Annotated in this window: 26 protein-coding genes and 1 riboswitch; of the genes, 22 read left to right on the plus strand and 4 right to left on the minus strand. The window is 70.4% G+C overall.

Annotated features, from left to right (window positions below; genetic code table 11):
* The first annotated feature begins 40 nt into the window (after positions 1–40).
* The 8 genes from FPZ12_RS11185 to FPZ12_RS11220 all read left to right on the plus strand — a co-directional run bounded on the left by FPZ12_RS11185 (position 41) and on the right by FPZ12_RS11220 (position 7,746).
* The gene (locus FPZ12_RS11185) at positions 41–1,414 is read left to right on the plus strand and encodes a phenylacetate--CoA ligase family protein (RefSeq protein WP_144747906.1); all 1,374 of its coding nucleotides are present in this window, start codon (positions 41–43) and stop codon (positions 1,412–1,414) included.
* On the plus strand, positions 1,411–2,175 hold the full coding sequence (locus FPZ12_RS11190; RefSeq protein ID WP_144747907.1) for an enoyl-CoA hydratase/isomerase family protein: 765 nt from the start codon (positions 1,411–1,413) through the stop codon (positions 2,173–2,175). Before FPZ12_RS11185 ends, FPZ12_RS11190 begins: the two co-directional genes overlap by 4 nt.
* Entirely contained in the window at positions 2,172–2,975 is an 804-nt protein-coding gene (locus FPZ12_RS11195) for an enoyl-CoA hydratase/isomerase family protein (protein ID WP_144747908.1), read from the plus strand. Before FPZ12_RS11190 ends, FPZ12_RS11195 begins: the two co-directional genes overlap by 4 nt.
* Positions 2,972–3,703: an SDR family NAD(P)-dependent oxidoreductase gene (locus FPZ12_RS11200; protein WP_144747909.1), complete on the plus strand. Its 732-nt coding sequence runs from the start codon at positions 2,972–2,974 to the stop codon at positions 3,701–3,703. The genes FPZ12_RS11195 and FPZ12_RS11200 overlap by 4 nt, the downstream gene beginning before the upstream one ends.
* A gap of 25 nt (positions 3,704–3,728) precedes the next feature.
* The gene (locus FPZ12_RS11205) at positions 3,729–4,898 is read left to right on the plus strand and encodes a thiolase family protein (RefSeq protein ID WP_144747910.1); all 1,170 of its coding nucleotides are present in this window, start codon (positions 3,729–3,731) and stop codon (positions 4,896–4,898) included.
* A 42-nt stretch (positions 4,899–4,940) separates the two neighbouring features.
* Positions 4,941–5,714, plus strand: a complete 774-nt coding sequence (locus tag FPZ12_RS11210) for a class II aldolase/adducin family protein (RefSeq protein ID WP_166462685.1) — start codon at positions 4,941–4,943, stop codon at positions 5,712–5,714.
* A 37-nt stretch (positions 5,715–5,751) separates the two neighbouring features.
* The gene (locus tag FPZ12_RS11215) at positions 5,752–7,065 is read left to right on the plus strand and encodes an MFS transporter (RefSeq protein ID WP_150980280.1); all 1,314 of its coding nucleotides are present in this window, start codon (positions 5,752–5,754) and stop codon (positions 7,063–7,065) included.
* A gap of 90 nt (positions 7,066–7,155) precedes the next feature.
* The gene (locus FPZ12_RS11220; RefSeq protein WP_144749983.1) at positions 7,156–7,746 is read left to right on the plus strand and encodes a TetR/AcrR family transcriptional regulator; all 591 of its coding nucleotides are present in this window, start codon (positions 7,156–7,158) and stop codon (positions 7,744–7,746) included.
* A gap of 11 nt (positions 7,747–7,757) precedes the next feature.
* On the opposite strand, the gene FPZ12_RS11225 is transcribed toward FPZ12_RS11220, so the two are convergent.
* Together FPZ12_RS11225 and FPZ12_RS11230 are read right to left on the minus strand one after the other, a co-directional pair.
* Complete coding sequence (locus FPZ12_RS11225; RefSeq protein ID WP_144749985.1) at positions 7,758–8,177, minus strand: hypothetical protein; 420 nt, start codon at positions 8,175–8,177, stop codon at positions 7,758–7,760.
* Positions 8,167–8,892, minus strand: coding sequence for a FadR/GntR family transcriptional regulator (locus FPZ12_RS11230; protein ID WP_144749987.1), 726 nt, complete (start codon positions 8,890–8,892; stop codon positions 8,167–8,169). Before FPZ12_RS11230 ends, FPZ12_RS11225 begins: the two co-directional genes overlap by 11 nt.
* A gap of 148 nt (positions 8,893–9,040) precedes the next feature.
* On the opposite strand from FPZ12_RS11230, the gene FPZ12_RS11235 reads away from it, so the two are divergent.
* The 7 genes from FPZ12_RS11235 (at position 9,041) to FPZ12_RS11265 (ending at position 17,201) form a co-directional block, all read left to right on the plus strand.
* Positions 9,041–9,460: a cobalamin B12-binding domain-containing protein gene (locus FPZ12_RS11235; RefSeq protein ID WP_243769793.1), complete on the plus strand. Its 420-nt coding sequence runs from the start codon at positions 9,041–9,043 to the stop codon at positions 9,458–9,460.
* 18 nt (positions 9,461–9,478) lie between these two features.
* Entirely contained in the window at positions 9,479–10,891 is a 1,413-nt protein-coding gene (locus tag FPZ12_RS11240; RefSeq protein ID WP_144749990.1) for a phenylacetate--CoA ligase family protein, read from the plus strand.
* Positions 10,888–11,832 carry a methylmalonyl Co-A mutase-associated GTPase MeaB gene (gene meaB, locus FPZ12_RS11245; protein ID WP_144749992.1) on the plus strand — a complete coding sequence of 315 codons (945 nt, stop codon included), beginning with the start codon at positions 10,888–10,890 and terminating at the stop codon, positions 11,830–11,832. Before FPZ12_RS11240 ends, meaB begins: the two co-directional genes overlap by 4 nt.
* A gap of 19 nt (positions 11,833–11,851) precedes the next feature.
* A complete protein-coding gene (locus FPZ12_RS11250; RefSeq protein ID WP_144749994.1) occupies positions 11,852–13,555 on the plus strand; it encodes a methylmalonyl-CoA mutase family protein in 1,704 nt (567 codons plus the stop codon).
* A gap of 44 nt (positions 13,556–13,599) precedes the next feature.
* On the plus strand, positions 13,600–15,210 hold the full coding sequence (locus tag FPZ12_RS11255) for an L-lactate permease (protein WP_144749996.1): 1,611 nt from the start codon (positions 13,600–13,602) through the stop codon (positions 15,208–15,210).
* A 64-nt stretch (positions 15,211–15,274) separates the two neighbouring features.
* Positions 15,275–15,368, plus strand: a riboswitch (adenosylcobalamin (AdoCbl) riboswitch).
* 73 nt (positions 15,369–15,441) lie between these two features.
* On the plus strand, positions 15,442–16,173 hold the full coding sequence (locus FPZ12_RS11260; RefSeq protein WP_144749998.1) for a FadR/GntR family transcriptional regulator: 732 nt from the start codon (positions 15,442–15,444) through the stop codon (positions 16,171–16,173).
* Positions 16,170–17,201, plus strand: coding sequence for a 3-hydroxyisobutyryl-CoA hydrolase (locus FPZ12_RS11265; RefSeq protein ID WP_144750000.1), 1,032 nt, complete (start codon positions 16,170–16,172; stop codon positions 17,199–17,201). Before FPZ12_RS11260 ends, FPZ12_RS11265 begins: the two co-directional genes overlap by 4 nt.
* Before the next feature lie 15 nt (positions 17,202–17,216).
* On the opposite strand, the gene FPZ12_RS11270 is transcribed toward FPZ12_RS11265, so the two are convergent.
* Both FPZ12_RS11270 and FPZ12_RS45530 read right to left on the minus strand, forming a co-directional pair.
* Entirely contained in the window at positions 17,217–18,338 is a 1,122-nt protein-coding gene (locus FPZ12_RS11270; protein WP_144750002.1) for an epoxide hydrolase family protein, read from the minus strand.
* 32 nt (positions 18,339–18,370) lie between these two features.
* A complete protein-coding gene (locus FPZ12_RS45530; protein ID WP_166462686.1) occupies positions 18,371–19,063 on the minus strand; it encodes a GntR family transcriptional regulator in 693 nt (230 codons plus the stop codon).
* A 171-nt stretch (positions 19,064–19,234) separates the two neighbouring features.
* Between FPZ12_RS45530 and FPZ12_RS11280 the strand changes: the two genes are divergently transcribed.
* The 7 genes from FPZ12_RS11280 to FPZ12_RS46850 are packed head-to-tail and all read left to right on the plus strand — an operon-like array spanning position 19,235 to position 25,441.
* On the plus strand, positions 19,235–20,158 hold the full coding sequence (locus FPZ12_RS11280; protein WP_144750006.1) for a dihydrodipicolinate synthase family protein: 924 nt from the start codon (positions 19,235–19,237) through the stop codon (positions 20,156–20,158).
* Positions 20,155–20,805 (plus strand): cyclase family protein, encoded by a 651-nt coding sequence (locus FPZ12_RS11285; RefSeq protein ID WP_166462687.1) that lies wholly within the window; start codon positions 20,155–20,157, stop codon positions 20,803–20,805. The genes FPZ12_RS11280 and FPZ12_RS11285 overlap by 4 nt, the downstream gene beginning before the upstream one ends.
* A gap of 26 nt (positions 20,806–20,831) precedes the next feature.
* On the plus strand, positions 20,832–21,998 hold the full coding sequence (locus FPZ12_RS11290; RefSeq protein WP_144750011.1) for an LLM class flavin-dependent oxidoreductase: 1,167 nt from the start codon (positions 20,832–20,834) through the stop codon (positions 21,996–21,998).
* Positions 21,995–23,272 (plus strand): LLM class flavin-dependent oxidoreductase, encoded by a 1,278-nt coding sequence (locus tag FPZ12_RS11295; RefSeq protein WP_243769794.1) that lies wholly within the window; start codon positions 21,995–21,997, stop codon positions 23,270–23,272. Before FPZ12_RS11290 ends, FPZ12_RS11295 begins: the two co-directional genes overlap by 4 nt.
* Positions 23,269–23,967: an enoyl-CoA hydratase/isomerase family protein gene (locus FPZ12_RS11300; protein WP_144750013.1), complete on the plus strand. Its 699-nt coding sequence runs from the start codon at positions 23,269–23,271 to the stop codon at positions 23,965–23,967. The genes FPZ12_RS11295 and FPZ12_RS11300 overlap by 4 nt, the downstream gene beginning before the upstream one ends.
* Before the next feature lie 11 nt (positions 23,968–23,978).
* Positions 23,979–25,298, plus strand: coding sequence for an MFS transporter (locus FPZ12_RS11305; protein ID WP_144750016.1), 1,320 nt, complete (start codon positions 23,979–23,981; stop codon positions 25,296–25,298).
* A gap of 8 nt (positions 25,299–25,306) precedes the next feature.
* Complete coding sequence (locus FPZ12_RS46850; protein ID WP_279537789.1) at positions 25,307–25,441, plus strand: hypothetical protein; 135 nt, start codon at positions 25,307–25,309, stop codon at positions 25,439–25,441.
* Positions 25,442–25,711 lie beyond the last annotated feature (270 nt).

A 25,711-nucleotide genomic window follows, 5' to 3' on the forward strand; every position in this document is an offset into this window, starting at 1 on the left:
GATCGGTTGATTTTCCGGAAACGAGGCAAAGGGGCCCGGCGTGACCACCACCTACTGGTCTCCAGAGATCGAAACCGCCGCGCCGGCGGCGATCGCCCGCCTGCAGGACGAAGCCCTGCGCGAGACCGTCGCCGCCTGCCTGCGCGTGCCGTACTACCGCGACGCGCTGGCCGCCGCCGGGATCGGCCCCGGCGCGATCAGGACCACCGGTGACCTGGCCGAGGTGCCCTTCTTCGACAAGGCGCGGCTGCGAGAACTGCAGCCTTGGGGCGTGCAGGCCGTGCCCACCGCCGAGATCGTGCGCCTCAACGCGACCACCGGCACCACCGGCCTGCCGTGCAACATCGGCTTCACCCGCGACGACCTCGCCGCGATCGGCGAACTCGGCGCCCGCAACCTCACGGCCATGGGCGTGACGCGCGACGACGTGGCGTGGCAGTGCTACGGCTACGGCCTGTGGATCGGCGGCAGCTCGCTGGACCGGGCTCTCGAACAGATCGGCACCACCACGTTCCCGGCCGGTCCCGGGCGCACGTCGCTGGCCGTCGAACGCCTGCGTGACCTCGGCGTCACGGTGATCTCCTGCACCCCGACTTTCGCGCTGCTCCTGGTGGAACGCGCGCGACAGGCCGGGATCGACCCGGCGGCCGACTGGGTGCTGCGGGCAGGGATCTTCGGCGGGGAAACGATGAGCTCGGCCGCCGTGGCCCGGCTGCGCGCCTCACTGCCGCCGGGTTTCCGGCCGCACAACACCTACGGCTCCACCGAACTCGGCGGCCCGTTCGTCGCCGGCACCTGCGAGCACGCCGCGGACCAGGGAACCTTCCACGTCTGGGCCGATCACCACTTCATCGAGATCGTCGATCCGGACAGCGGCGAGCGGATCACCGAGCCCGGCGTCACCGGCGAGCTCGTCGTGACCACCTTGCGCCGTCAGGGATCCCCGATGCTGCGGTGGCGCACGCGAGACCTCACCGCCTGGGCGCCCGACGCCTACGACTGCCCGTGCGGAAGGCGCGGGCATCCCAAGATCGCCTGGATTTCCGGGCGTAGCGACGACATGGTGAAGGTGCGCGGCACGATGGTCCTGCCGTCCCAGATCGAGGACGTCGTCGGCGCGACCCCCGGCACCGGGGCGGCGTGGCAGTTGGTGCTGGACAAGGATCCTGACGGGCTGCGCGCCACCGAAGGCACGGTCGTGGTCGAGGTCGCCGAGGCTGTACGCGAGAGCGCGGTCGCCGAGCTGAGGCGCCGGTTGCACGACAGGCTGGGCATCCACCTGCCGGTCGCGGCCGTCGCGGAGCAGGAATTACCGCGCTACGAAGGAAAAGCCCGTCGTGTCCTCAGCACGGCCGAGTTCGCCGACGCCGCCCCGCTCGCGGCCGCGCGCCTCGTTCCGGGCGTGCCGGCATGAGCGTGCGATGGCACGCCGATGGGCCGGTCGGGCACATCCGGCTCGACCGGCCTGAAGCCCGCAACGCGATCACCGTCGACCTCGCCCGGCGGCTCACCGAGGCGGTGCTGGAACTGGCCTCCCGCAACGACATCCGGGTGCTCGTGCTCCGCGGCGAAGGCGCAGACTTCTGCGCGGGCGGCGATGTCGCCGAACTCGCCGCGCTGCACGAAGGCGGCCGCGAGGCGATGGCCCGGCTCTTCGACGAATTCGGCCGGGCACTGCGCGCGATCACGTCGGTCCCGGTTCCCGTGGTGGCCGCGGTGCACGGCCACGCCGTCGCGGGCGGGTTCGAACTCATGCAGGCCTGTGACCTCGCGGTGGTGCGCGCCGACGCGCGGATCGCCGACATCCACAGCAGGTTCGGCCAGGTGCCCGGCGGGGGCAGCACGCAGCGGCTGCCGCGGATCGCCGGCAAACAGCGTGCGCTCGGCCTGATCCTCACCGGCGACGAAATCACCGGCACCACCGCCGTCGAATGGGGTTTGGCCTACCGTGCGGCGCGACCCGCGGAGTTCGAGTCCACTGTGGACACCGTTGTTGAACGCCTGCTCGCGAACCCGCCCGCCGCGATGGCCCACAGCAAACGCCTCGTGCACCGCGCGCTGGACCTTCCCCTGGAGGAAGGGCTGGCGCTGGAAACCGAAACCGTGCTCGACCACCTGGCCGGTGAAGGCCCCGCGGCCTTCGCCGCCTTCTCCCGACGAAAGGCCACCCCATGACCGCCGTCATCACCGAAGGCGACGTGCTGCTCGACATCTCCGACGGCATCGCCGACCTGCGGATGAACCGCCCCGAGGCGGCCAACGGAATGTCCGCCGCGTCCCTGCGGGCGCTGTACGACGCGCTCATGACCTGCCACCGCGAGCCCGGATTGCGGGCGCTGGTGCTCGCGGGTAACGGGAAGCATTTCAGCGCGGGCGGCGACGTCCGCGACTTCGCCGCCAAGGGCGAGCAGCTGCCCGACTACCTGCGTGAAGTGACGTCGTGGCTCCAGGTCTGCGTGTCGGCGCTGATCCGGCTGCCCGCCCCGGTGATCGCCAGGGTGCACGGGTTCGCCGCCGGTGGCGGGGGCTTCGGCCTCGTCTGCGCGGCCGACTTCGTCCTCGCCGCCGACACCGCCCGGTTCAAGTCCGCCGCGGTCCAGGTCGGCATGGCGCCCGACGCGGGGACCTCGGTCACCCTCACCCGGCTCGTCGGCCTCAAGCAGGCGATGCGACTCCTGCTCGCCAACCCCACGCTCACCGCTGCCGAGGCCCGCGAACTCGGCATCGTCACCGAGGTCGTGCCGGAGTCCGAATTGGACACCCGGGTGCAAGAACTGGCTCTGGCACTGGCAAACAGCGCGCCGAAGGCCCTCGCCGCTACGAAACGCCTGCTGTGGGACGGCGTCGGGCGCTCGGTCGAGGAGGCCCTGCCCGACGAAGCCCGCACGGTCGCCGAACTGTCCGGTTCCGCGGACGCCCGCGAAGGGCTCGCCGCCGTCATCGAACGCCGCACGCCGGTGTTCACCGGCCGATGAACGGGCGCTTCGGCGGCCGCCGGGCCGTCGTGACCGGCGCGGCCACCGGGATCGGCGCCGCCATCGCGCGCCGCCTCGCCGACGAGGGCGCGCACGTCGTCGTGGCCGACATCGACGCGCAGGGAGCAGGCGAGATCGCCCGGGAAATCGGGGGCACGGCAGTAAAACTCGACGTCACCGATCCCGCCGCCGTACACGCGGCCCTGGGTGGTGAGCCGTTCGACGTCCTGGTCAACAACGCGGGAATCGATGACTGGGGCTGGTTCACCGACGTCACCCCGCAGCGGTGGCGGCGCCTGCTCGCCGTCAACGTGGAAGGGACCTTCGCCTGCACACAAGCTGTCCTGCCCGGGATGCAACGCGCCGGGTACGGCCGGATCGTCACGGTGTCCTCGGAGGCTGGGCGCATCGGCTCCAAGGGCGACGCGGTGTACGCCGCCGCGAAGGCCGCGGTCATCGGCTTCACGAAATCCATCGCCCGCGAGAACGCCCGCTTCGGCATCACCGCGAACTGCGTCGCGCCCGGGCCCACGGAAACCCCGATGGTGCAGTCGATCCGGGAGAAGGACGGCAAGGTGCTCGCCGCGATGATCGCGGGCACGCAGCTGAACCGGCTGGGCACCACCGGCGAAATCGCCGCCGGGGTGGCGTTCCTGGCCGCCCCCGAAGCCTCCTACGTGACCGCGGAAACCCTCGGGGTGTCCGGCGGCATGGGCCTCGGCGCCTGAATTCCCCGCAGAGAGGGAGAAAACCGTGGAAGAAGCCGTCATCGTGGACGCCGTGCGCACGCCGGTCGGCAAGGGCAAACCCGGCGGAGCGCTCGCCCGAGTCCATCCCGTCGATCTGCTCGCGGGCACCCTGCGCGCCCTGATCGACCGGACGGGACTGGACCCCGCGCTGATCGACGACGTCATCGCGGGCTGTGTGCAGCAGGTGGGGGACCAGTCCGGCAACCTCGCGCACACCGCCGCGCTCGCCGCCGGGTTCCCGGAAACCGTGCCCGGCACGACGATCAACCGCCAGTGCGGATCGAGCCAGCAAGCGGCGGCGTTCGCCGCGCAAGGCGTCCTGGCCGGCGCGTACGACGTCGTGATCGCCGCCGGGGTCGAGTCGATGAGCACGATCCCGCTGGGCAGCGCACGCCCGCCGGGCCAGGGCGAACGCCTGGCGCGACGGTACCCGGAAGGCCTTGTCCACCAAGGTGTTTCGGCCGAACTCGTGGCCCGGCACTGGAAACTCGATCGCGAGATCCTGGACGCCTACAGCGCGGAGTCCCATCGGCGCGCCGCGGCCGCCTGGGCCGCGGGAGAGTTCGACGCCGAGGTCGTGACGGTGCCCGAAGCGCCGGCGCTCGCGGTGGACGAAACCCTGCGCCCTGGCACCACCGCCGGGGCGCTGGGCAGCCTGCGGCCGTCGTTCCGCACGACACAGTCGGCGGCCCGGTTTCCGGACGTGGACTGGAAAATCACCCCGGGCAACTCGTCCCCGCTCACCGACGGCGCCTCCGCCGTGCTCATCACCAGCGAACGCAAGGCGCTCGAACTCGGGTTCCGGCCGCGAGCGCGGTTCCACGGCTTCTCCGTCGTCGGCGACGATCCGCTGCTCATGCTCACCGGACCCATCCCCGCCACCCGGCGGGTACTGGACCGCACCGGACTATCCATTGAGGACATCGACGCCTACGAGGTCAACGAAGCCTTCGCGCCCGTACCCCTGGCCTGGCAACACGAACTCGGCGCCGATCCCGCCCGGCTCAACGTGCGGGGCGGCGCGATCGCGCTCGGGCACGCGCTCGGCTCGTCCGGCACCCGGCTGCTGACCACGCTGCTGGGCGTGCTGGAGGGCACGGGCGGCCGGTACGGGCTGCAGACCATGTGTGAGGCCGGGGGCATGGCCAACGCCACGATCCTCGAACGGCTCTGAACCGGAGCCCCGGAAAAACCCATCCAGTAAAGGAGTTTCGACATGCCACCCGTACCCAGCACGATGGTCTTCGCCGAACCCCGTGTCTTCGATTCGGTCGAGGAGGAACGCCTCGACCGTAAACAACGCCTCGCCGTGGCGCTGCGGGCTTTCGCCCGGTACGGCTTCGACATGGGCGTGGCCGGGCACATCACCGCCCGCGACCCCGAATACCCCGACCGATTCTGGGTGAACCCCTTCGGCCTGCATTTCGGCGCGATGCGTGCCTCCGACCTGATCCTCGTCGACCACCAGGGAAAAGTGGTGGAGGGACAGGGAATCCTCAACACGGCGGCGTTCCGCATCCACTCCGAGGTGCACGCCGCGCGGCCCGACGTGGTCGCCGCGGCCCACGCGCACAGCCTGTACGGATCGGCCTGGTCGGCCATGGGCAGGCCGATCCAGCCGCTCACCAACGAAGGCTGCATGTTCTTCGAAGACCACGTTCTGCACGACGACCACACGGGCGTGACGCTCGAAGACCTCAAGGCCAAGGCCATCGCCCAGGATCTCGGGTCGCATCGCGCCGTGGTGCTGCGCAACCACGGAGTCGTCACCGTCGGGCAGACGGTCGACGAGGCGGCCTGGTGGTTCATCGCCTTCGAACACAGCGCGCACGTGCAGTTCCTCGCCGAGTCGGCGGGGCGGGCGCGCCCGGCCGAGCCCGAAGACGCCAGGGTCGTGCGCGACACCATGGGCACCCCGCGCGCCGCCTGGTTCAGCTTCCAGCCCCTGTTCCAGCAGATCGTCACCGAGCAGCCCGACGTCCTCGACTGACCCGCAGAACCCTTTCCCCAGGCACAAAGGAGTGCCCATGCCCGCCACCACCGTCCCCACCACGACGACCACCACCGACCTGCGCCGGGTCGCGCTGGCCAGCCTGATCGGCACCACCGTGGAGTGGTACGACTTCCTGGTCTACGCTGCCGCCGCCGGGCTCGTGTTCACCACCCAGTTCTTTCCCGGTCTCGAACCCGCTTCGGCGCTGCTCGCGTCGTTCGCGACCATCGGCGTCAGCTTCCTCGCCCGGCCACTCGGCGGGATCCTCGCCGGCCATCTCGGTGACCGGATCGGCCGCCGGGCCATGCTCGTCGGCACGCTGGTCCTGATGGGCGGCTCCACCACCGCGATCGGGCTGCTGCCCGGCTACGCCACGATCGGCGTCGCGGCTCCGGTGCTGCTCGTCGTTCTCCGTTTCCTGCAAGGCATTTCGGCGGGCGGGGAGTGGGGTGGGGCCGCGCTGCTGGCGGTCGAACACGCGCCGCCAGGCCGCCGTGGCGTGTTCGGTTCGTTCCCGCAGCTGGGCGGCCCGTTCGGGCTGGTGCTGGCGAACCTGGCGCTGCTGACGGTGTCGGCGAGCACGAGCAAGGAGCAGTTCCTCGCGTGGGGCTGGCGGATCCCGTTCCTGTTCAGCGTCGTGCTGATCGGCGCCGGGATGGTGATCCGCGCGAAAGTGGCCGAAAGCCCGGTGTTCGCGGAACTGCGCGCGCGGCGTGCCCGGCGTGGTGCCCCGCTCGCGGAGCTCGTGCGCAAACACCCGCGGGAAGTCCTTGTCGCGACGGCATTGTTCGTCGGCGTGAACCTGTGCGGGTATCTGCTGATCGCGTTCATCGGCTCGTACGGCACGCAGAAGCTGCACGCGAGCAGCTCCACCATGCTGGTGGTGGGGGTGACGGGCGCGCTGGAATGGGCATTGTGGACAGTGCTCGGCGCGCGCTGGTCGGATCGCTTCGGCCGGCGCCCGCTGTACCTCGTGAGCACGATCGCCCTCGCGGCCTGGGCCTTCCCGATGTTCCTGCTGCTCGACACCGGGACGACGGCCGGGATGCTGATCGCCGTGTCCGGTCTCGCGTTCGGGCTCGGCACGGGGTACGGCCCGCAAGCCGCGGCGTACGCGGAACTGTTCCCGGCCGCCGTCCGGTACAGCGGTGCTTCGCTGGCCTACTCGCTCGGCGCCGTGCTCGGCGGCGGGTTCGCCCCGCTGGCCGCGGCGTGGTTGCTGGCGCGCACGGGGTCCTCGATGGCGGTGTCGGCCTACATGGTGGCCGGCTGCGTGGTCACGTTCGCCGGGATTCTCGCCTGGCGGGAGCGGCCCGCCGCCGAACGCGAAGCCTCCGTCGGGCGCTGAACCGACCGTTCATTCGGGGCGGCGTCCGGACCGGTCAGGAGGGTGACTATCGTCGGAAGCCGGGACCGGTCGTTCGTCGGAGGAGGCGGTGTGGCACGCATCAGCAACTCGGTCCGCGAGCCGTTCCACCTCGACGCGATCGTCGACCGCGCGGTCGAGGTGTTCCTCGAGCGCGGGTACGACGGTACCTCGATGGGCGACCTGTCCAAGGCCATCGGCATCACCAAATCGAGCTTCTACCACCATGTCCGGTCGAAGGAAGAGCTGTTCGAGTTCGGCGTGAACCGGGCGCTCGACGCGCTGCTGGGCGTGCTCAAGGAGCCGGAGAGCCAGGAGGGCGCGGCGGTCGACCGGGTGCGCCACATCATCCGGCGGCTCGTCGTCATCATCACCGAACGGCTGCCCGAGGTGGCCCTGCTCGTCCGCGCGCACGGCAACAGCCCGGTCGAGGAACGCGCGCTGCGCCGCCGGAAGCAGTTCGACAAGGCGATGACGGCGCTGGTCCAGCAGGCGGCGGACGAAGGCGGGCTCCGGCCGGCGATGGAGCCCGCCCTGTTCAGCAGGCTCGCGCTCGGCGCGGCGGTCTCCGTGGTCGAGTGGTACCGCCCCAGCGGCCGCCTCAAGCCTGCCGAACTCGTCGACGCCGTCGAGCGGCTGATCTTCGAGTCCCCGCTCGCGTAATCCCCGGCGGCTCAGGGGAGGCACATCCCGCTCGGTACCGACTGTGCTTCCTCGGCGTCGAGGTCTTCGGCGATGACTCCCAGCAGGTTCGGCAGGCCGGTCACGTAGTCCAGCACGGAAGCGTGGATCCCCGGCACAGCACGGAGTTCGTGCCCCGCGCGCCGGCTCGTGGCACGGGCGAGGCGCGCCATCGCGGCCGCCATGCTGTAGCCGGGGCCGGCCTCGGTGCCCGGGTGCGGCGCCGGAACCTCCACGACGAGTTCGCGCCCCTTGCGGACGGCGTCGGCGATCGTCAAGAGGGTTTCGCGGACGGCGACGACGGTCGCGCGCAGCGAGCCGGTCGGTTCGCCGGTCGCGAGGCAGGCGTCGGTGCAGGCGATCACTTCTTCGATCGCGTCGGCGGCTCGTTCACGCAGCAGGTTATCCGTCATGCCGCCCTTCTTTCCTCGCGTAGAAGCGTTCGACGTGCCGGGAAACGAAGTTCGACGCCTTCGCGCCGCGGCCCGAGTCGACGAGACGCAGCAGGTGCTCGTGCTCGTCGGCCAGCCTCGTGGCCGTCGACTCCCAGTCGTGGTCCTCGTCGAAGGCCTGTTCCATCTCGTCGTGGATGGACCCGGCCAGCCCGTCCAGCAGCGATTCCCGGAGCCCGCCTGCGGTCTGCGCCATCCGAAGGTGGAAGGCGACGTCGAGGCGGCAGAACTCGGCCGGGGTGACCGAACGTTTGCGCATCCGCAGGACCAGCCCGCGCAGCGCCCGGATGTCGGAGTTCCGCGCCGAGTCCGCCGCGGCGGCCACGGACGTCTGCTCGACCGCGATCCGGACGCCGAGGAAATCCCGTTTACCCGGCTGGTTCTCGCTTTTCAGCACGAGCCCGAGGAACCGGCTGATCTCCCCGGAACCCGTGCGCCGCAACGTTTTCGCGCCGGTGCGGGAATCGGCGACGATACCGGCGGCGCCGAGCGCGTCGAGGGTGCGCCGGGCGCTCTGGCGGCTGATCCGCAGCGAGTCGGCCAGTTCGGTTTCGGTGGGCGCTCGGTCTCCCGGGCGCGGATCGTGCTGGAGGATCAGTTCCGCGGCTGCCGCGAACGTGTCGTGCGGCGAAGCGATCTTGCGAAGACCCATGGTGTCGCCAGGCGGCTTCGGCATGGTCACCCCTTCGCGTCGGTGCGGGCGGGCTCGTCCGAGACGCTAGCAAATCATGTGGTCTGACCGCGATAGCTGTCTTACCCCTTGTGTGATCCGACTTACGGAGTTTATGGTCTGACCTCAGCATGGACAGACCGAGGGAGGTTCGGTGAACGGGACCGAGGATCCGATCCGGGTGATGCTGGCCAAGATCGGGCTGGACGGGCACGACCGAGGGGTCAAGGTCGTCGCCCGCACCCTGCGTGACGCGGGGATGGAGGTCATCTACACCGGCCTGCACCGCTCGCCGGAGCAGGTGCTGGAGGCCGCCGTGCAGGAGGACGTCGACGTGCTCGGCGTGAGCCTGCTGTCCGGGGCGCACATGTCGATCTTCCGGAAGCTCTTCGAGCTGATCGGCGAGCTGGAGCAGGCGCCGCGGTTCGCGATCGTCGCGGGCGGGGTGATGCCGGACGAGGACGAGGTGGCGCTGCGCGAGATGGGGGTCGCCGACGTGCTGGGCCAGGACACGACGCCCGAATCGGTGGTGGCGATCGTGCGCAAGCTCGGCGCGGAAGCCGCCGCGAGCTGACCCGGGAGGGAGACCGTCATGGAGCAGTGGACCTGGCCGCCGCGGTACGACGAGGGCTACCGCCCGGCCGACGACCAGCGCTACTGGTTCCCGCGCCGGGAGACCATGCCCGCCGAACAGCGCGACGAGAAGATCCTCGAACGCATCCGGGAAGTCATGGCCTACGCGTGGGAGCATTCGCCGTTCTACCGGCGTAAATGGGACGACGCGGGGATCCACCCGTCGTCGATCCGCTCGCTCGAGGACTTCGGCAAGGTTCCCGTGGTGCGCAAGGAAGAACTGCGCGCGGACCAGGCCGAGCACGAGCCGTTCGGCAGCTACCTGTGCGTGCCCGGTGCCGAGGTCAAGCACGTGAACGGAACCTCGGGCACCACGGGGCGGCCGACCGCGTTCGGGATCAGCGAACGGGACTGGCGCAGCGTCGCCAACGCGCACGCCCGTGTGATGTGGGCGATGGGAATCCGGCCGCGCGACACCGTGCTCGTGGCGTCCCCGCTGAGCCTCTACTGGGGTTCCTGGGGTGCCTACATCGGCGGCGAACGGCTGGGCGCGCGGGTTTTCCCGTTCGGCGCCGGGCAGAACGGGCAGACCAAACGGACCCTGTCGTGGATGCGGCAGATGGGCGTTTCCGTCCTGTACAGTACGCCGTCCTACGCGCTGCACCTCGCCGAAACCGCGCGCTCGGAGGGAATCGACCCGGCTTCGCTCGGCCTGACCCGGATGTTCTTCTCCGGCGAGCCCGGCGCGAGCGTGCCGTCGGTGCGGGCGATGCTCGAATCGAAGTTCGGCGCGAAGGTGTACGACTCGGGCAGCATGGCCGAGGTCAGCCCGTGGATGCACCTGGGCGCCGGCCAGGACGAGCCGGGCGTGTTCGCCTGGCAGGACCTCGTCTACACCGAGGTCTGCGACCCCGGCACGCTCACGCCTCTTCCTTACGGGGCAGAGGGAACGCCGGTCTACACGACGCTGGAGCGCACGAGCCAGCCGATGATCCGGTTGCTGTCCAACGACCTCACGCGCTGGGAGGCGCCGGACGCCGCCCGCGGCCGCACGTATCCCTTCCTGCCCAAGGGAATCTACGGCCGCATCGACGACATGTTCACCGTCCGGGGCGAGAACATCTACCCCAGCGCGATCGACGACGTCGTGATGGCCGACGCCGACTACGGCGGCGAGCACCGCATCGTCATCACTCGCGACGCGGCGATGGACACCCTCGCCGTGCAGGTCGAGCACCGCGCCGGCCTCGCGTCGGCCGACCACCCGGGGTGGACCGAACGGCTGTCCGCGCGGCTCCGGTCCGTGCTGGGCGTCGGCGCCGACGTCGTCGCGATGCCGCCGAACACCTTCGACCGCACGGATTTCAAGGCCCGCCGGGTGATCGACGACCGCGCGCTGCTGCGCGAGATCCAGGGCGGTGGCCCGCGATGACGGTGACCCGGACGCTCGCCGAGCGGGTCGTCACCGGGGAACCCGCCGCGATCGCGCGGTCGCTGACCCAGGTCGAACGGCGCTCGGCGGGCGTGAACGAGCTGCTGGCGGACCTGCACCGGCACACGCGCGGCGCGCACGTCCTCGGCATCACGGGCCCGCCGGGCAGCGGAAAGTCCACTTTGGTCGCTCGGCTGACCGCGGAATACCGGGCACGCGGGCGAACCGTCGGCGTGATCGCGGTGGACCCGTCGAGCATCCTGACCGGCGGCGCGATCCTGGGTGACCGCATCCGGATGACCGAGCTCGCGGGAGATCCGGGCGTCTTCATCCGCTCGATCGCCACCAGGGGAGCGCTCGGCGGCCTGTCACGGGCGGCGCTCGACGCGATCACCGTGCTCGACGCCGCGGGCAAGGACGTCATCGTGCTGGAAACGGTCGGCGTGGGGCAGGCCGAGGTCGACGTGCTGTCCGCCGCGCAGACCGTGGCCGTCGTGAGCGTGCCGGGCATGGGCGACGACGTGCAGGCGATCAAGGCGGGCCTGCTGGAGATCGCCGACGTGCACGTGGTCAACAAGGCCGACCGCGAAGGCGCGCACAAGACCGTGTCCGAACTGCGCGAGATGCTGCGGCTGGCGCCCCACACGGCGAACGGATGGGACGTGCCGATCCGGCAGACCATCGCGGCCACCGGGAAAGGCGTCGAGAAACTCGCCGGCACCTTCGATGAACACCACGAGTGGCTCGACCGCAGCGGCGAACGCGAGCTGCGCGAACGGCGTAACGCCGCGACCCGCATCCGCTGGATGGCCGAGGAGTTCGTGCTGCGCGACCTCCGCCCCGGCCGCGCGGACTTCGACGCCGCTGTCGACGCCGTTGTCGTCCGGAGCTCCGATCCCGCCGAGGCCGCTCGCGAACTCGTCCGGGCGCTGCGCCCCTAGAACCGTTGGGAGTACCGACATGACCGACAACGACCACAGTGGACGGTTGGCGGGCGACGCGCTCGTCGAGCGCGTGAAGTCCGACCTCGCCGACTGGGAGGGCAAGGAACTGGCCGCGTTTCTCAAGCGGGCGCCCGAGTCCAAGGACGAGTACCGCAGCGGCTCGGGGCTGCCGGTGGAGCGCGTCTACACCCCGGCCGATCTGCCCGGGGACTGGGCGGAAATCGGGCTGCCGGGCCGGTTCCCCTACACCCGCGGGCCGTACCCGACGATGTACCGCGGCCGGAACTGGACCATGCGCCAGATCGCCGGGTTCGGCCAGGCGGAGGAGACCAACCAGCGCTTCCGCTACCTGATCGCGCAGGGGCAGACCGGCCTGTCGGTGGACTTCGACATGCCGACCCTGATGGGCCTGGACTCCGACGACGCGATGAGCCTCGGCGAAGTCGGCCGCGAGGGCGTCGCGATCGACACCCTGCCGGACATGGAAGCGCTCTTCGACGGCATCGACCTCGAAGAGATCAGCGTGTCCATGACGATCAACCCGTCGGCGTGGATCCTGCTCGCGATGTACGTGGCCGTCGCGGAAAAGCGCGGGATGGACCTGAACAAACTGTCGGGCACCATCCAGAACGACATCCTCAAGGAATACGTGGCGCAGAAGGAATGGGTGTTCCCGGTCCGGCCGAGTATGCGGATCGTGCGCGACACCATCGTCTACTGCTCGGAGCACATGGCCCGGTACAACCCGGTCAACATCAGCGGTTACCACATCAGCGAGGCCGGGGCGAACGCCCAGCAGGAAATCGCCTTCACCATGGCGATCACGAAGGCCTACATCGAGGACGTGGTGGCGACCGGGGTGGACGTCGACCAGTTCGCCGCGCGGCTCTCGTTCTTCTTCGTCAGCCAGGCCGACTTGTTCGAGGAAGTCGCGAAGTTCCGCGCCGTCCGCCGGTTCTATGCCAAGCTCGTCAAGGGTTATGGGGCGAAGAACCCGAACTCGATGCGACTGCGTTTTCACGCCCAGACCGCCGCGGCCACGCTGACCAAACCGCAGCCGCTGAACAACATCGTGCGCACCGCGCTGCAAGCGCTTTCCGCGGTGCTCGGCGGCGCGCAGTCCTTGCACACCAACGGATTGGACGAGGCTTACACGATCCCCAGCGAAATGGCGATGAAGGTCGCGCTGCGCACGCAGCAGATCCTCGCCGACGAAACCGGGGTGACCTCGGTGATCGACCCGCTCGGTGGTTCGTACTACGTCGAGAACCTCACCGACCGGCTGGAGCGCGGGATCGAGGAGTACTTCACCAAGATCGAGGAGCTCGGCGGGGTGATCCCCGCGATCGAGCAGGGCTTCTTCCAGCGCGAAATCTCCGACACCGCCTACGAGTTCGCCCAACGCAAGGGCACCGGCGAGCGGCCCGTGGTCGGCGTGAACAAATACGTCGACGAGGCCGAGGACCAGAAGATCGAGGTCCACAAACTGGATCCCGAATCGGAGGCCCGCCAGATCACCCGGCTCAAGCAGATCCGCGCCGACCGCGATCCGGTACGCGCGGAGAAAGCGATGGCCGAACTCCTCGCCGTGGCGCGCGAGGATTCCGCGAACCTGATGCCCGCGACCATCGAGGCGGTCAAAGCCCATTTGTCGATGGGGGAGATCACCGGCGCGTTGCGGCAGGTTTTCGGCTCCTACACCGAAACACCCGTTTTCTGACCCTGTCACGCAAGTTCCTCCCCCAATGATGTTGGAGGCTTCCCGTGTTCCACCAGGTCACCGCGCCCGTCGCGGGTTCACTGGGCTGGTCGGCGTTCTGCGCCGCGCTGCCCCTGCTGTTGTTGTTCCTGCTCCTGGGCGTGTTCCGGGTCCGCGCCTGGATCGCCTCGCTGGCCGGGCTGGCCGCGGCGCTCGCCGTCGCGGTGGCCGGGTTCGGGATGCCCGCCGGCGGGGCCCTGCTCGGGGCCTCCGAAGGCGCCGCGTTCGGGCTGTGGCCGGCGATGTGGATCGTGATCAACGCGATCTGGATCTACGAGATGACCCGCGCCAGCGGGGATTTCGACCGGCTGCGCGAGGTGTTCTCCCGGATCAGCGGGGACCGGCGGATCCAGGGCATCATCATCGCGTTCTCGTTCGGCGCGCTGCTGGAGGCGCTGGCCGGGTTCGGGGCACCGGTGGCGATCTGCTCGGTCATGCTGGTCGCGCTCGGTTTGCCCGCGCTGCGCGCGGCGGCGGTCGCGCTCATCGCCAACACCGCCCCGGTGGCCTGGGGTGCCGTGGGGCTGCCGATCATCACGCTCGGCCAGGTCACCGGGCTGCCGGTGGACACGCTCAGCCACGCGACCGCGCATCTGGTGCCGGTGCTGGCTTTGTTCGTGCCGCTGATCCTGCTCGTCGTCCTCGACGGCAAACGCGGGCTGCGGGAGGTGTGGCCGGCCGCCGTGGTGGCCGGGGTGTCGTTCGCGGTCACGCAATATCTGGTGGCGAGCTTCGGCCCGGTCCAGCTGGTCGACATCGTCGCCGCGCTGGTGTCCGCGGTCGCGGTCATGGCGCTGACCCGGTTCTGGCAGCCGCGCACCGAGCACGCGCCGGTCATGGCGTTCAGCGCCGGCGGGCCCGGTGCCGCGAAAGCCCCGCCCCGCGCCGCGGCCCGCGCTCTGGCGCCGTACTTCGTGATCATCGTGCTGTTCACGCTGTCGGTGCTGCCGGGGATCAAGGACGCGCTGGCGTCGACCACCGTGACGTTCCACTGGCCCGGCCTGAATGTGCTGGGCAGCAACGGAAAACCGGTCTCGCTCACGACGTTCAAGTTCGACTGGCTCGCCAACAGCGGGACGGTGCTGCTGATCGCGGGCGTGATCACCGCGGTCATCGTGCGCTGCCGCCCGCGGGTCGCGCTCGCCGCGTACGCCGCCACGTTGCGGCAGCTGAAATGGGCCGCGCTCACGGTCATGGCCGTGCTCGCGCTGGCCTATGTGATGAACCTGTCCGGGCAGACCGCGAGCCTCGGCCTGTTCCTCGCCGGCGCGGGCGCGTTCTTCGCGGTGCTGTCGCCGCTGCTGGGCTGGTTCGGCACGGCGGTCACTGGCTCGGACACGTCGTCGAACTCGCTCTTCGGCGCCCTGCAGGTCGCCGCCGCGCACGGCACGGGCATGTCGCCGACGCTCGCGGCGGCCGCGAACTCGGCGGGCGGGGTGCTGGGCAAGATGATCAGCCCGCAGAACCTCGCGATCGGGGCCGCCGCGGTCGGGCTGGGCGGGCGCGAAGGAGAGCTGCTGCGCCGGGTGATCGCCGCGTCGTGCGTGCTCCTGCCCGCGATGTGCCTGCTGGTGTACCTGGAGTCGACGCCCGTCCTCGGCTGGGCCGTTCCATGATTGGTCTGACCTCATATGTGGTCTTGTTGACCCTGGGGTCTGCTTGTATGCTCCGATGGGTAAAGTCGGCGGCGTGGGAATGCCGGTGAGAATCCGGAGCGGTCGCGCCACTGTGATCGGGGTCCGCGGGCCCCGGAGTCAGACCTCGCACCGCCGACAACCCCTGACCGGGCCGCGTCAGCCCGAGGAGGTCCAGATGTGCACTGGTAGGCGCCCGAAAGCGGGTCGGCCGTGAGCGCGGAGAGCGGGTGGGCGCCCGTCCGCAAGGTCCGCACGCACGAGCAGGTCATCGCGCAGATCCAGGAGAAGATCCTCGGCGGCGAGCTCACGGTCGGCGCGAAGCTGCCGAGCGAACGTGAGCTGGTCGAGGCGCTCGGCGTCAGCCGGAGCAGCGTACGCGAGGCGCTCCGCGCGCTCGAGGCGATGGGCATCATCGAGGCGCAGGGCGGCTCGGGCCGTGATTCCGGCTCGGTGATCTCCGGCCGCTCCACCGAAGCGCTCGGCAACCTGTTGCGGCTGCACGTGGTTCTGGCCGGGATCAGCCTCGAGGAGCTCGTCGACATCCGCGTCCAGCTGGAGCGGCACGCGGTGTCCGGCGCCGCGGAGCACCGGTCCGAAGAGGACATCGAGCACCTCCGCTCGGTGGTCGGCTCGATGCGGCCGGAGCAGGTCTCGTCGACGGAGTTCAACGAGCTGGACACCGAATTCCACGTGAGCATCGCGCGCGCGTCGAGCAACGGGCTCGTCGTCACGCTCATGCAGGCGCTGCGGGACGCGGTGAAGGCGGAGATGGTGCGGGCGTTCACGGCGATCGAGGACTGGCGCGCGGTGGGCGACAAACTGGTCGCCGAACACGGCGCGATCGTGGATGCGATCGAGGCGCGGCACGGGAAGAAGGGCGCGGATCTGGTGGAGCGCCACATCCGGACCTTCTACCGCGACCAGCTGGCCGCCGGTTCGTGAGCGAGGAGTTCGTGCGGGTGCGCCGCACGGGGCACCTCGGCCACCTGACGCTCGACCGGCCCCGGCAGCTCAACGCCCTGACGCTCGGCATGATCACGGCGATGCGGAAAGCGTTGCTGCGGTGGGAAAACGACCCGGAGATCCGCCAGATCCTGATCGACGGCGCCGGGGACCGGGGTTTCTGCGCGGGCGGGGACATCCGCGTCGTCCACGACTCGGCGCGCGACGCCACGGATGCCGCGGAAGTGTTGTGGCGTGAGGAATACCTGCTCGACGCGCTGATCGGCGACTACGGCAAGCCGGTGGTGGTGCTGATGGACGGCATCACCATGGGCGGCGGCATCGGGCTCGGCGGGCACGCCTCGCACCGCGTGGTGACCGAACGGTCGGTGCTCGCGATGCCCGAGGTGAACCTCGGCATCGCCCCGGATGTCGGCGGCAGTCTGTTGTTCGCGAGGGCGCCCGGCGTGCTGGGCCGTCACCTCGCGATGACCGGCGCCCGGTTCGGCGCGGGGGACGCGATCCATTGTGGATTCGCCGATGTCTGCGTCGATTCGGCTGACCTGCCCGCGTTGTCGGCTGACCTGGCTGTCGCACCCGCTGAGGATGTGGTCAAGGGGAGCGTTCCGCCGTCGCCGTTGAGCGCCGCCTCGTGGATCTCCGAGTGCTACGCGACGGACGACGCCGCGACGATTCTCCAGCGCCTGCGCGAAGTTCCGGAAGCGGCGACCGCGGTGCGGCAAATCGAGGCGGCGTCGCCGCTCGCGGTGCGCGTGGCGCTGGCGGCGGTCGGCCGGGCCGCTTCCCTTGAGCTGCCTGAGGTTCTCGACCAGGACCTCCGCGCCGGCCTCCGCCTGATCGAGGGCCCCGACCCGGTCGAGGGCATCCGGGCGGTGGTCGTGGACAAGGCCCACCGGCCCCGCTGGTCCGCGCCTTCGGTAGCCGCCGTGCGGCCGGACGAGGTCGAGCGCTGCTTCGAAGATCTCGGCGATCGGGAGTTGCGGGCACGACAGCGTATGCGCGCATGAACAACGTGCGGACGGTCAGCGGAAGAGGCGGAAGAAACCGCGCACCTGCTCGATCAGCGACTCCGGCTGCTCCAGTGCGGCGAAGTGGCCGCCTCGCGGCAGCTCCTCGAACCAGCGCAGGTCGGTGAACCGTAGTTCGGCCTCACGCCGCGACGGGCGGGTTATGCCGCGTGGGTAGACCGACAGTCCGGACGGCGCGGTGACCTTGTCCCGGAAGTTGGCGAAACTCTCCCAGTACAGGCGCGCCGATGAGGTGGCTGACGCGGTGAACCAATAGACCGAGATCTCGTCGAGGATCGTCTGCCGCGACACCGCGTCCTCGGGGTGGCCGTTGTTGTCCGTCCACGCCCAGAACTTCTCGGCGATCCAGGCGGCCTGGCCCGCCGGGGAGTCGGTGAGGCCGTAGCCGAGGGTCTGCGGCCGGGTCGCCTGAATCGCCGAGTACCCCCGGCCGGTGCGCTGCATCTCCTTCGCGGCCTCGATGTTCGCCAGCTCCGCGGGCGTCGGGTCGTCGAACGTGCCCGCCGCGACTGATCCCAGGTTCAGGTGGACGCCGGCGACCCGCTCGGGTGCCACCTCACCCAGCGCGCCGGACACCGCCGAACCCCAGTCACCGCCCTGCGCGCCGTACCGGTGGTAACCCAGCGAAACCATCAACGTGTCCCAGGCGCGCGCGATGCGCGTGATGTCCCACCCGGTCGTCGACGGCTTGTCACTCCAGCCGTATCCGGGCAACGACGGCGCGACCACGTGGAACGCGTCCGCCGGATCCCCGCCGTGCGCGCGCGGATCGGTCAGCGGGCCGAGGATGTCCAGGAACTCCAGCACCGAACCCGGCCACCCGTGCGTGAGCACGAGCGGGAACGCGTCCGGCTCCGGCGACCGGACGTGCAGGAAGTGAATGCCCAGCCCGTCGACGGTGTCGCGGTACTGCGGGAAGGCGTTCAGCCGCCCGGCGAACCCGAAGTCGTAGTCCTCGGCCCAGCTGCGGCAAAGCTCCTGCGCGTAAGCCAGCGGCAGCCCCTGCGACCAGTCGTCCACCGGCTCGGGCTCGGGCCACCGCGTCCGCCGCAACCGGTCACGCAGATCCGCGATCTCGGCTTCGGTGATGCTGACCCTGAACGGCTCGGCGGCCACGGCAGGCTCCCTTGCTCGGTACGACCATCGTCCTACCGCGGCGCCTCGGTCTCCGCCTGGACGAGGGCGGCGACGCGGACATCGCGGGTTCGCTGCAGGTGGGCGGTGATGAGGCGCCGCGCCGTGTCCTGGTCGCCGCGGGCGATGGCGTCCGCGATGTCGTCGTGTTCGCCGTGGGTGGTGGCCAGGTTCGGTGACTCGGCGAGTGATCGGGTCTCATACGGCGCGAGCTGGCCTGCCAGCCGCTCCAGCAGTTCGACGATCGTCGCGTTGTGGCCGGCTTGGGCGAGGACGCTGTGCCAGCGGGCGTGCAGCGCGCGGGCCTGGGCGGGATCGGCCGCGCCCGTCGCCTGCAGCTGCACGTGGCGCAGGCGCGTGAGGTCCAGTTCGGACGCGTGCCGGGCAGCCGACGCCGCGGCCTCCGCCTCCAGCGCGATGCGCGCCTGGTAGATCTCGAAGACCTCGTCGGTCGAGCGCACCCGCACCTGCGCCCCGTGCGGCCCCCGGCTGAGCAGCCCGTCCGACTCCAGGCGCAGGATCGCCTCGCGCACCGGCGCCCGCCCGACGCCGAGGCGCGCGCTCACCGCCGTCTCCAGCACCGGGGTGCCCGGCGTGAGTTTGCCGGTGAGGATTTCCTCGCGCAGCTTGACGTACTGCTCCTGAGCCGAGCTGGACGCGGTGGGCGCCTTGGGCTCCGCCGCCCGGCGGGCGCTCGTTCGCGGCACGGTGTCCTCCGGTGCGTTCTGTGCTCGGGCGGCTGCGGTTCGTCGCCGAACCCGACGCAGGATACCGCATCCGCCGACGTGTGTCTCACACGATGGTACACACGTCGATGTGTGTCGACACGCGTCGACACAGCTGGTTGAGTCTCCGTCGACAGCTCGTGAGGAGGGCAGATGGCGGAGACCGTGTTCCGGCGCGGAGTGATCGTGGCGGCCTTGACCCCGTTCCGTGGCCGGACCACCCGGGTCGAGGGGCCCGCGTTCGCCCGGCAGGTCGCCGCGCTCGCGCGGTGGGCGCCGGCGGCGATCGGCGTCGCGGGGGTGGAGAGCCAGGAGTTCCAGGTACTCGGCCGCGCGGCAAGACTCAAGCTCGTCGAGTCCACTGTGGACAACGCCGCCGGCGTGCCGGTGCTCGCCGGGGTGTCGCATCCGTCGCTGGCCGAGTCGATCGCGCTGGCGCGGGAGTCGGCTCAACGCGGGGCGGCCGCCGTACTGGCCGTGGCGTCGGCCAAACCGTGGGGCGCCGCGCCCACCGGCGACGAGGCCCACCGCTGGTTCGCCACCCTCGCCGACGAAAGCCCCGTCCCGGTGGTGCTCTACAACAACCCGCGCCTCGGCGTGGACCTCTCCGTGGACACGATCGCCCGCATCGGCGCGCACCCGAACGTCGCCGCGATGAAGGAGACTTCCCGCGACGAAGCCAAACTGCTCGGCCTGCTCAGCCACGCCGCGCCAGGCCTGGCCGTGTACACGAACATGGAGCTGCTGGCCACGACGCTGCTCCTGGGCGGGCACGGCGCGATGCTGCCGCCGTCCGGACTCCCGGTGGCTCAGCGTGTCCTGGCCGCGGCCGAAGCGGGCGACCACGCCGAAATCGCCCGCTGGGTCCCGTTCTTCGCCGACTTCCCGAGCCGCTGGTCCGGCCTCGGTTTCCTGCCCGCGGTGAAGGCCGCGACCGCGCTGATGGGCCTCGACCTCGGCCGTCCACTGTGGCCCTACGACGCCATCGACGGCGACATCCTGCACGAACTCCGCGAGTACCTGCGCAAATGGGAACTGCTCGACGTTTTCTCCGATCCTTCAGGAGTGCTCCGATGACCCTGCTCGACCTCTCGCACCCGATCTGGCCCGGGATGCCGAAGATCCCGGTACTCCCGGACGTCGAGATCGACCCCGTGACCTCGATCGCCGGCGGCGCGCCGATGAACATCAAGGCACTACGCCTCGCGCTGCACGTCGGCACCCACATCGACGCCCCCGTGCACATCGTCGAGAGCGGCCGCTCGATCGACGAACTCCCCACGGAGCGGTTCGACCGCCACGCCGTGGTGTCCACTGTGGATCGCAAACCGGGTGAGGAGATCACCGTCGACGACCTTCTCGCCGGTGGCCCGCCGCCCCAGGCCGGCGACTTCCTGTTCGTCCACACCGGCTGGGACGTGAAATTCGAGACCGCCGATTACGACGACTTTCCCAGCCTGAGCCCCGAAGCGGCGGAATGGGCCGTCGCGCAAGGCGTCAGCCTGGTCGGCTCCGACACCCTCACCCCGGACCTGCCCGTGCATCGTCGTGGCACCGGGTTCACCTTCCCTGTGCACCGGACCCTGCTCTCCCAGGACGTCCTGATCGGCGAGAACCTGCGCAACCTCGGCCCGCTCGCCGGGCGCCGCGTGCGGGTGCGCGCGTTCCCGCTCGCGGTCCGCGGCGGTGACGCCGGTCCGGCGCGGATCGTCGCCGAATACTGATCCTCACCCAGAAAGCCTTACGTGCCATGGCATTCCCAGAGAACTCCCGGCGGCTCGCCCCTTCGCCGCTCGACCTCCCCGGCAGCCCGCTGAGCCAAGCGGCGGCGCAGCCGATGATGCTCGGGCTGTTCCTACCTTCGCAGACCGGCGCGTTCTCCCAGTCCACGCACCCGCGCGGGACGCGGTGGGACTTCAGCTACAACCGGCACCTCACCGAGGTCGCCGAGTCCTACGGGTTCGAGTTCGTCTTCGGGCTCCAGCAGTGGGTGCCCAAGGGCGGGTTCGGCGGCGAAACCCACTACCGCGAGAACTTCCTGGACCCGTTCATCACCACCGTCGCGCTCTCGGCCACGACGACCCGGATCCTGACCATCTCGACGGTGCACATCCTTTACGGCAACTGGCATCCGCTGCACCTGGCCCGGTTCGCCGCCACGGCCGACCACATCGCGGGCGGCCGGTTCGGGCTCAACATCGTCACCGGCTACGCCGAGAACGAACCGCTGATGTTCGGCATGGACCGCACCGAGCACGACAAGCGCTACGAGATCGCCGACGAGTTCACCTCGGTCATGCAGGAGCTGTGGCTGGGCGAGGACAACCTCACCCACGACGGGCCGCACTACCGGTTGCAGGACGCCTACGTGTCGCCGCGCCCGCGCCACGGCCGCCCGATCCTGGTGTCCGCGAGCGGCTCGCAGGCCGGTTTCGACTACGCCGCCAAGCATTCCGACATCGTGTTCACCTCCAGCCCGGCCGGCCCGGAGTTCTCCCGCGCGATCAAGGCGCTGCCGGAGCACGTCGCCCGGATCAAGGACACCGCGCGTGCGGCGGGCCGCGAGGTGAAGGTGATCATCTTCCCGATGGTGATCAGCAAACCGACCCGCGCCGAAGCCTTCGCCTACCGAGACGCCATCGTCTCCGCCGCCGATGTCGGTTCGCTGCGGGCCTACGCGGCGCGCCACGCCGGGGGTGACGCGCAGGCGTGGCCGGAGCACATCCCCGCCGACCGGATCCTCGGCGGGCACCTGCAGCTGGTCGGTTCCCCGCACGACATCGCCGACCAGATCGCGCAACTGCACGACGCGGGACTCGACGGCGTGCAGCTCGGGTTCTACGACTACCTGCCGGAACTGCACTTCTTTGGCGAGCACATCGTGCCGCTGCTGGCCGAGGACGGGCTGCGCGCGTGATCCTGAACGTGACCGTGATGGGCCTTGGCATGCACCTCGGCGCGTGGCGGTATCGCGAGGGAGCGGCCGCCGACTACCTGGATCCGCGCTACTACACCGAAATCGCGCGCATCGCGGAGGACGCGAAGCTGCACGCGATCTTCCTCGCCGACACGCTCGCGCTGAGCGAGGAGCACCTCCGCCGCCCGAACCTCGGCGCGCTCGACCCGGTGGTGGTGCTCGCGACGCTCGCTTCGGTGACGTCGAAAATCGGGCTGGTCGCCACAATGTCGACGACCTTCAACGAGCCCTACAACCTCGCGCGCCGCTTCGCCAGCCTCGACCACCTCTCCGGCGGGCGTGTCGGCTGGAACGTCGTCACCACCTTCGTACCCGACGTCGCGGCGAACTTCGGCAGCGCGAACCTGCCCGCGCACGACGACCGGTACCGGCGCGCGGGCGAGTTCGTCGAGGTCGTTGCGGCGTTGTGGGACAGCTGGGCCGAGGACGCGCTGATCGGGGACAAGGAGTCGGACCGCTTCGCCGATCCGGCACTGGTGCGGCCGATCGACCACGCGGGAGCGCATTTCGCGGTGCGCGGGCCGTTGACCGTGCCGCGGTCGCCGCAGCGGCGCCCCGTGATCTTCCAGGCGGGCGCGTCCGAGGACGGCCGGAACCTCGCGGCGCGCACGGCCGACGTCGTGTTCACGGTGCAGAACACACTCGAGGCCGCGCGGGAATTCCGCGCCGATTTGCGGGCCCGCGCGCCACGGCGCGAGGTCAAGGTGCTTCCCGGGGTGGTGCCGATCATCGGTGCCACCCGCGAGGACGCCTTGCGGCGTAAGGAAGAACTCGACCGGCTCGCGGGGGACGAGGAGTTGCGCAAGCTGGCGCTGCGCGTCGGTGTCCCCGTCGATGCTCTCGACCCGGACCGTCCGCTGCCGCTGGAGCTGGTGCGGGCGAACACGGATTTCAACGCCTCCCACGGATTCCGCGCCGCCGCCGTCCGTCTCACCGAGGAGGAGGGCGTCACGGTGCGGGAACTGTTGTACCGCAACGGCGGCGGGCACCTGCAGATCGTCGGTACCGCGGCGGATGTCGCCGACACCCTCGCGCACTGGTTCACCTGCGGCGCCGCCGACGGCTTCAACCTCATGATCGACGTCCTCCCCGACGGGCTAACCCGGTTTACCGAAGGGGTTCTTCCCCTGTTGCGGGCCCGCGGCCTGTTCCACGACGACTACCCCGGCGCCACCCTGCGCGCCAACCTCGGCCTGACCCAAGGAGCACGATGACCGTCCGCCTCGACCTTTCCGGCACCCCGGCGCGGATCACGATCGCCAACCCCGGCAACGGAAACCGCTTCACCGCCGCCATGATGGACGAGTTCGCCGAGGCATTGCGCGCGGTGGAATCCGCCGGCTCGCCCGTGCTCGTCCTCGACAGCGAAGGCGGCGACTTCACCTTCGGCCGGGACCAGCGCGAGCGCGTCCCCGGTCTGTCCAAAAGGGACAACCTGACGAAGATCCTCACCGTGAATGACCTGCTCTCCTCGGCGAGCGCGGTCACCGTCGCCGCCATCCGCGGGCACGCGTTCGGCTTCGGCACCGGGCTCTCGCTGCACGCCGATCTGACCGTGGCCGCGGACGACGCCGTGTTCGCGTTCGACGAGATCGCGCACGGGCTCGCGCCGCTGGTCGTCGTCGCCTACCTGGCGAAGTACGTACCGGAGAAGATCGCCCGCGAGCTGGTGCTGACCGGCCGCGAGGTCAGCGCCGAGGAGGCAGGCCGGCTGGCCGTCGTGAATCGCGTGGTCCCGCCGGAGCGGGTCGACGACGAGGTCGCGGAACTCGTTGCGGGGCTGGGCAAACGCGACCCCGGCGCGCTGCGCCTGATCAAGCAGTACCACCGTGACCTGCGCGACGACCGCGAGACCGAGCTGGGACAACGCGCGGTCGCGAGGCTCGCGGACTGGCTCGACGCCCGCTGAAGGAGAGAACGATGACCGAAGCCAGCGTCGAATCCCGCCCGGCGCCGGGGAGATCCCGGGGCAGGGGTGTGGCTTTCGCGGCCGCCTACCTCGGCTGGGTCCTGGACGGGTACGAAACCTACGCGCTCGTGCTGATCGGCAGCCAGCTCGTCGCCGAGCTCGTCGGACCGCACGCGTCGCCGCTGTATTTCGGGGGGCTGCTCGCGGTGCAGCTGGTCGCGTGGGCGATCGGCGGGTTGTGCGCGGGGGTGCTCACGGATTATTTCGGCCGCAAACGCGTGCTGATGTACTCGATCCTGGTGTATGCGCTGTTCACGGGCCTGAGTGCGCTGGCGTCGGAGTACTGGGTCTTCCTGCTGCTGCGCGTGGTGACCGGGCTCGGGATGGGCGCGGAATGGGGGCCGGGCAGCGCGCTGGTGTCGGAGATCTGGCCGGATCGCAGCCGTGGCAAGGGAATCGCCCTGCTGCAGTCCGGGTTCGGCGTCGGATTCCTGCTCGCGACGGGCGCGTACTGGACGCTCTCGGCGACCGGTGCCGGGCAGTGGCGGTGGATGCTCGTGCTCGGCGCCGTGCCCGCGCTCGTCGCGTTGTTCGTGCGGCGGTCGGTGCGGGAGTCGGAGCTGTGGGAACAGACTGACGCCCGGCGCAAGGAGGTCCGTGCGCGGGTTCGGCGTGGGGGAGAGCTGGGCGCGGAAGACCGGGCGCTGAGCCGGTTCACGGTCGCGGCGATCCTCGCGGATCCCGTGCTGCGCCGCCGTTTGCTCGGGTTGCTCGTGTTGTCCGCCGCGAGCCTGATCGGCTGGTGGGCGGTGTCGACGTGGATCCCGAGCTTCGTCGGGCAGGCCGTGTCCGGCCAGGGCGCGGCGAAGTCGGTGACCACGTGGATCGTGCTGGGCTACAACTTCGCCGGCGTGCTCGGCTGGCTCGTCTTCGGCGCGCTCGCCGACAAGATCGGCCGCCGGTGGACGATCTGGGGTTACTTCCTGTTCTCCCTCGGCGCGGTGTGGCTGCTGTTCGCCGTGCCCTACGGGTCACTCGGCACGCTCGGGTTCTTCGTGTTCGTCAACGGGTTCTTCACCCTCGGGCAGATGGGCTGGATGGCGACCTACCCGGTCGAACTGTTCCCCACCCATGCGCGCGGCACCGGGATCACCTTGGTGTTCAACACAACCCGCTTCATCGCCGCCGCGGGCGCGCTGCTGTCGGGGTACCTCGTCAGCGCTTTCGGTGGCATCCAGGTCGCCGCGCTCGCCATCGGCTCGGTCTACGTGCTCGGCGTCGCGGTCACGTTCCTGGTCGGCCCGGAGACGAAGGGGCAGCCACTGCGCTGAGGGTGGCCGTGGGCCTCGGCCTCGGCTGTGGAACGCTGTCCGGCGGGCACCAGCACGTCGCACAGGCCGGGCCGCTGGAACGGGTTTCCTTGGCCTGGCGGCCGCCGACGGTGACGTTCTGCCACGCCTTGATGTCCCAGTAGTTGATGGTCACCGCGGGACTGCCTGCGCCCTGGAACAGGTAGGTGCACCCGCGCTCGCCGGTGTCCGGGATGGCGGGAACCGGCGAGTCCCGTTGGTACTGGTCCAGGGTGCCGCTCAGCGCCTTACGCGGGTTGAGGCTCTTGGTGTCGGCGCTCCCCTTCGTGGCACTCGTCGGCGCGCTGCTCGAAGCGCTGGGCGCGGCCGTCGTGCTCGTTAGGCGGACAGAGCCGCCGCCGCGGCGAGCGTCGATTCTCGCTTGCTGTTCCGTT

Source organism: Amycolatopsis acidicola (assembly GCF_007713735.2).
GTDB lineage: Bacteria > Actinomycetota > Actinomycetes > Mycobacteriales > Pseudonocardiaceae > Amycolatopsis_E > Amycolatopsis_E acidicola.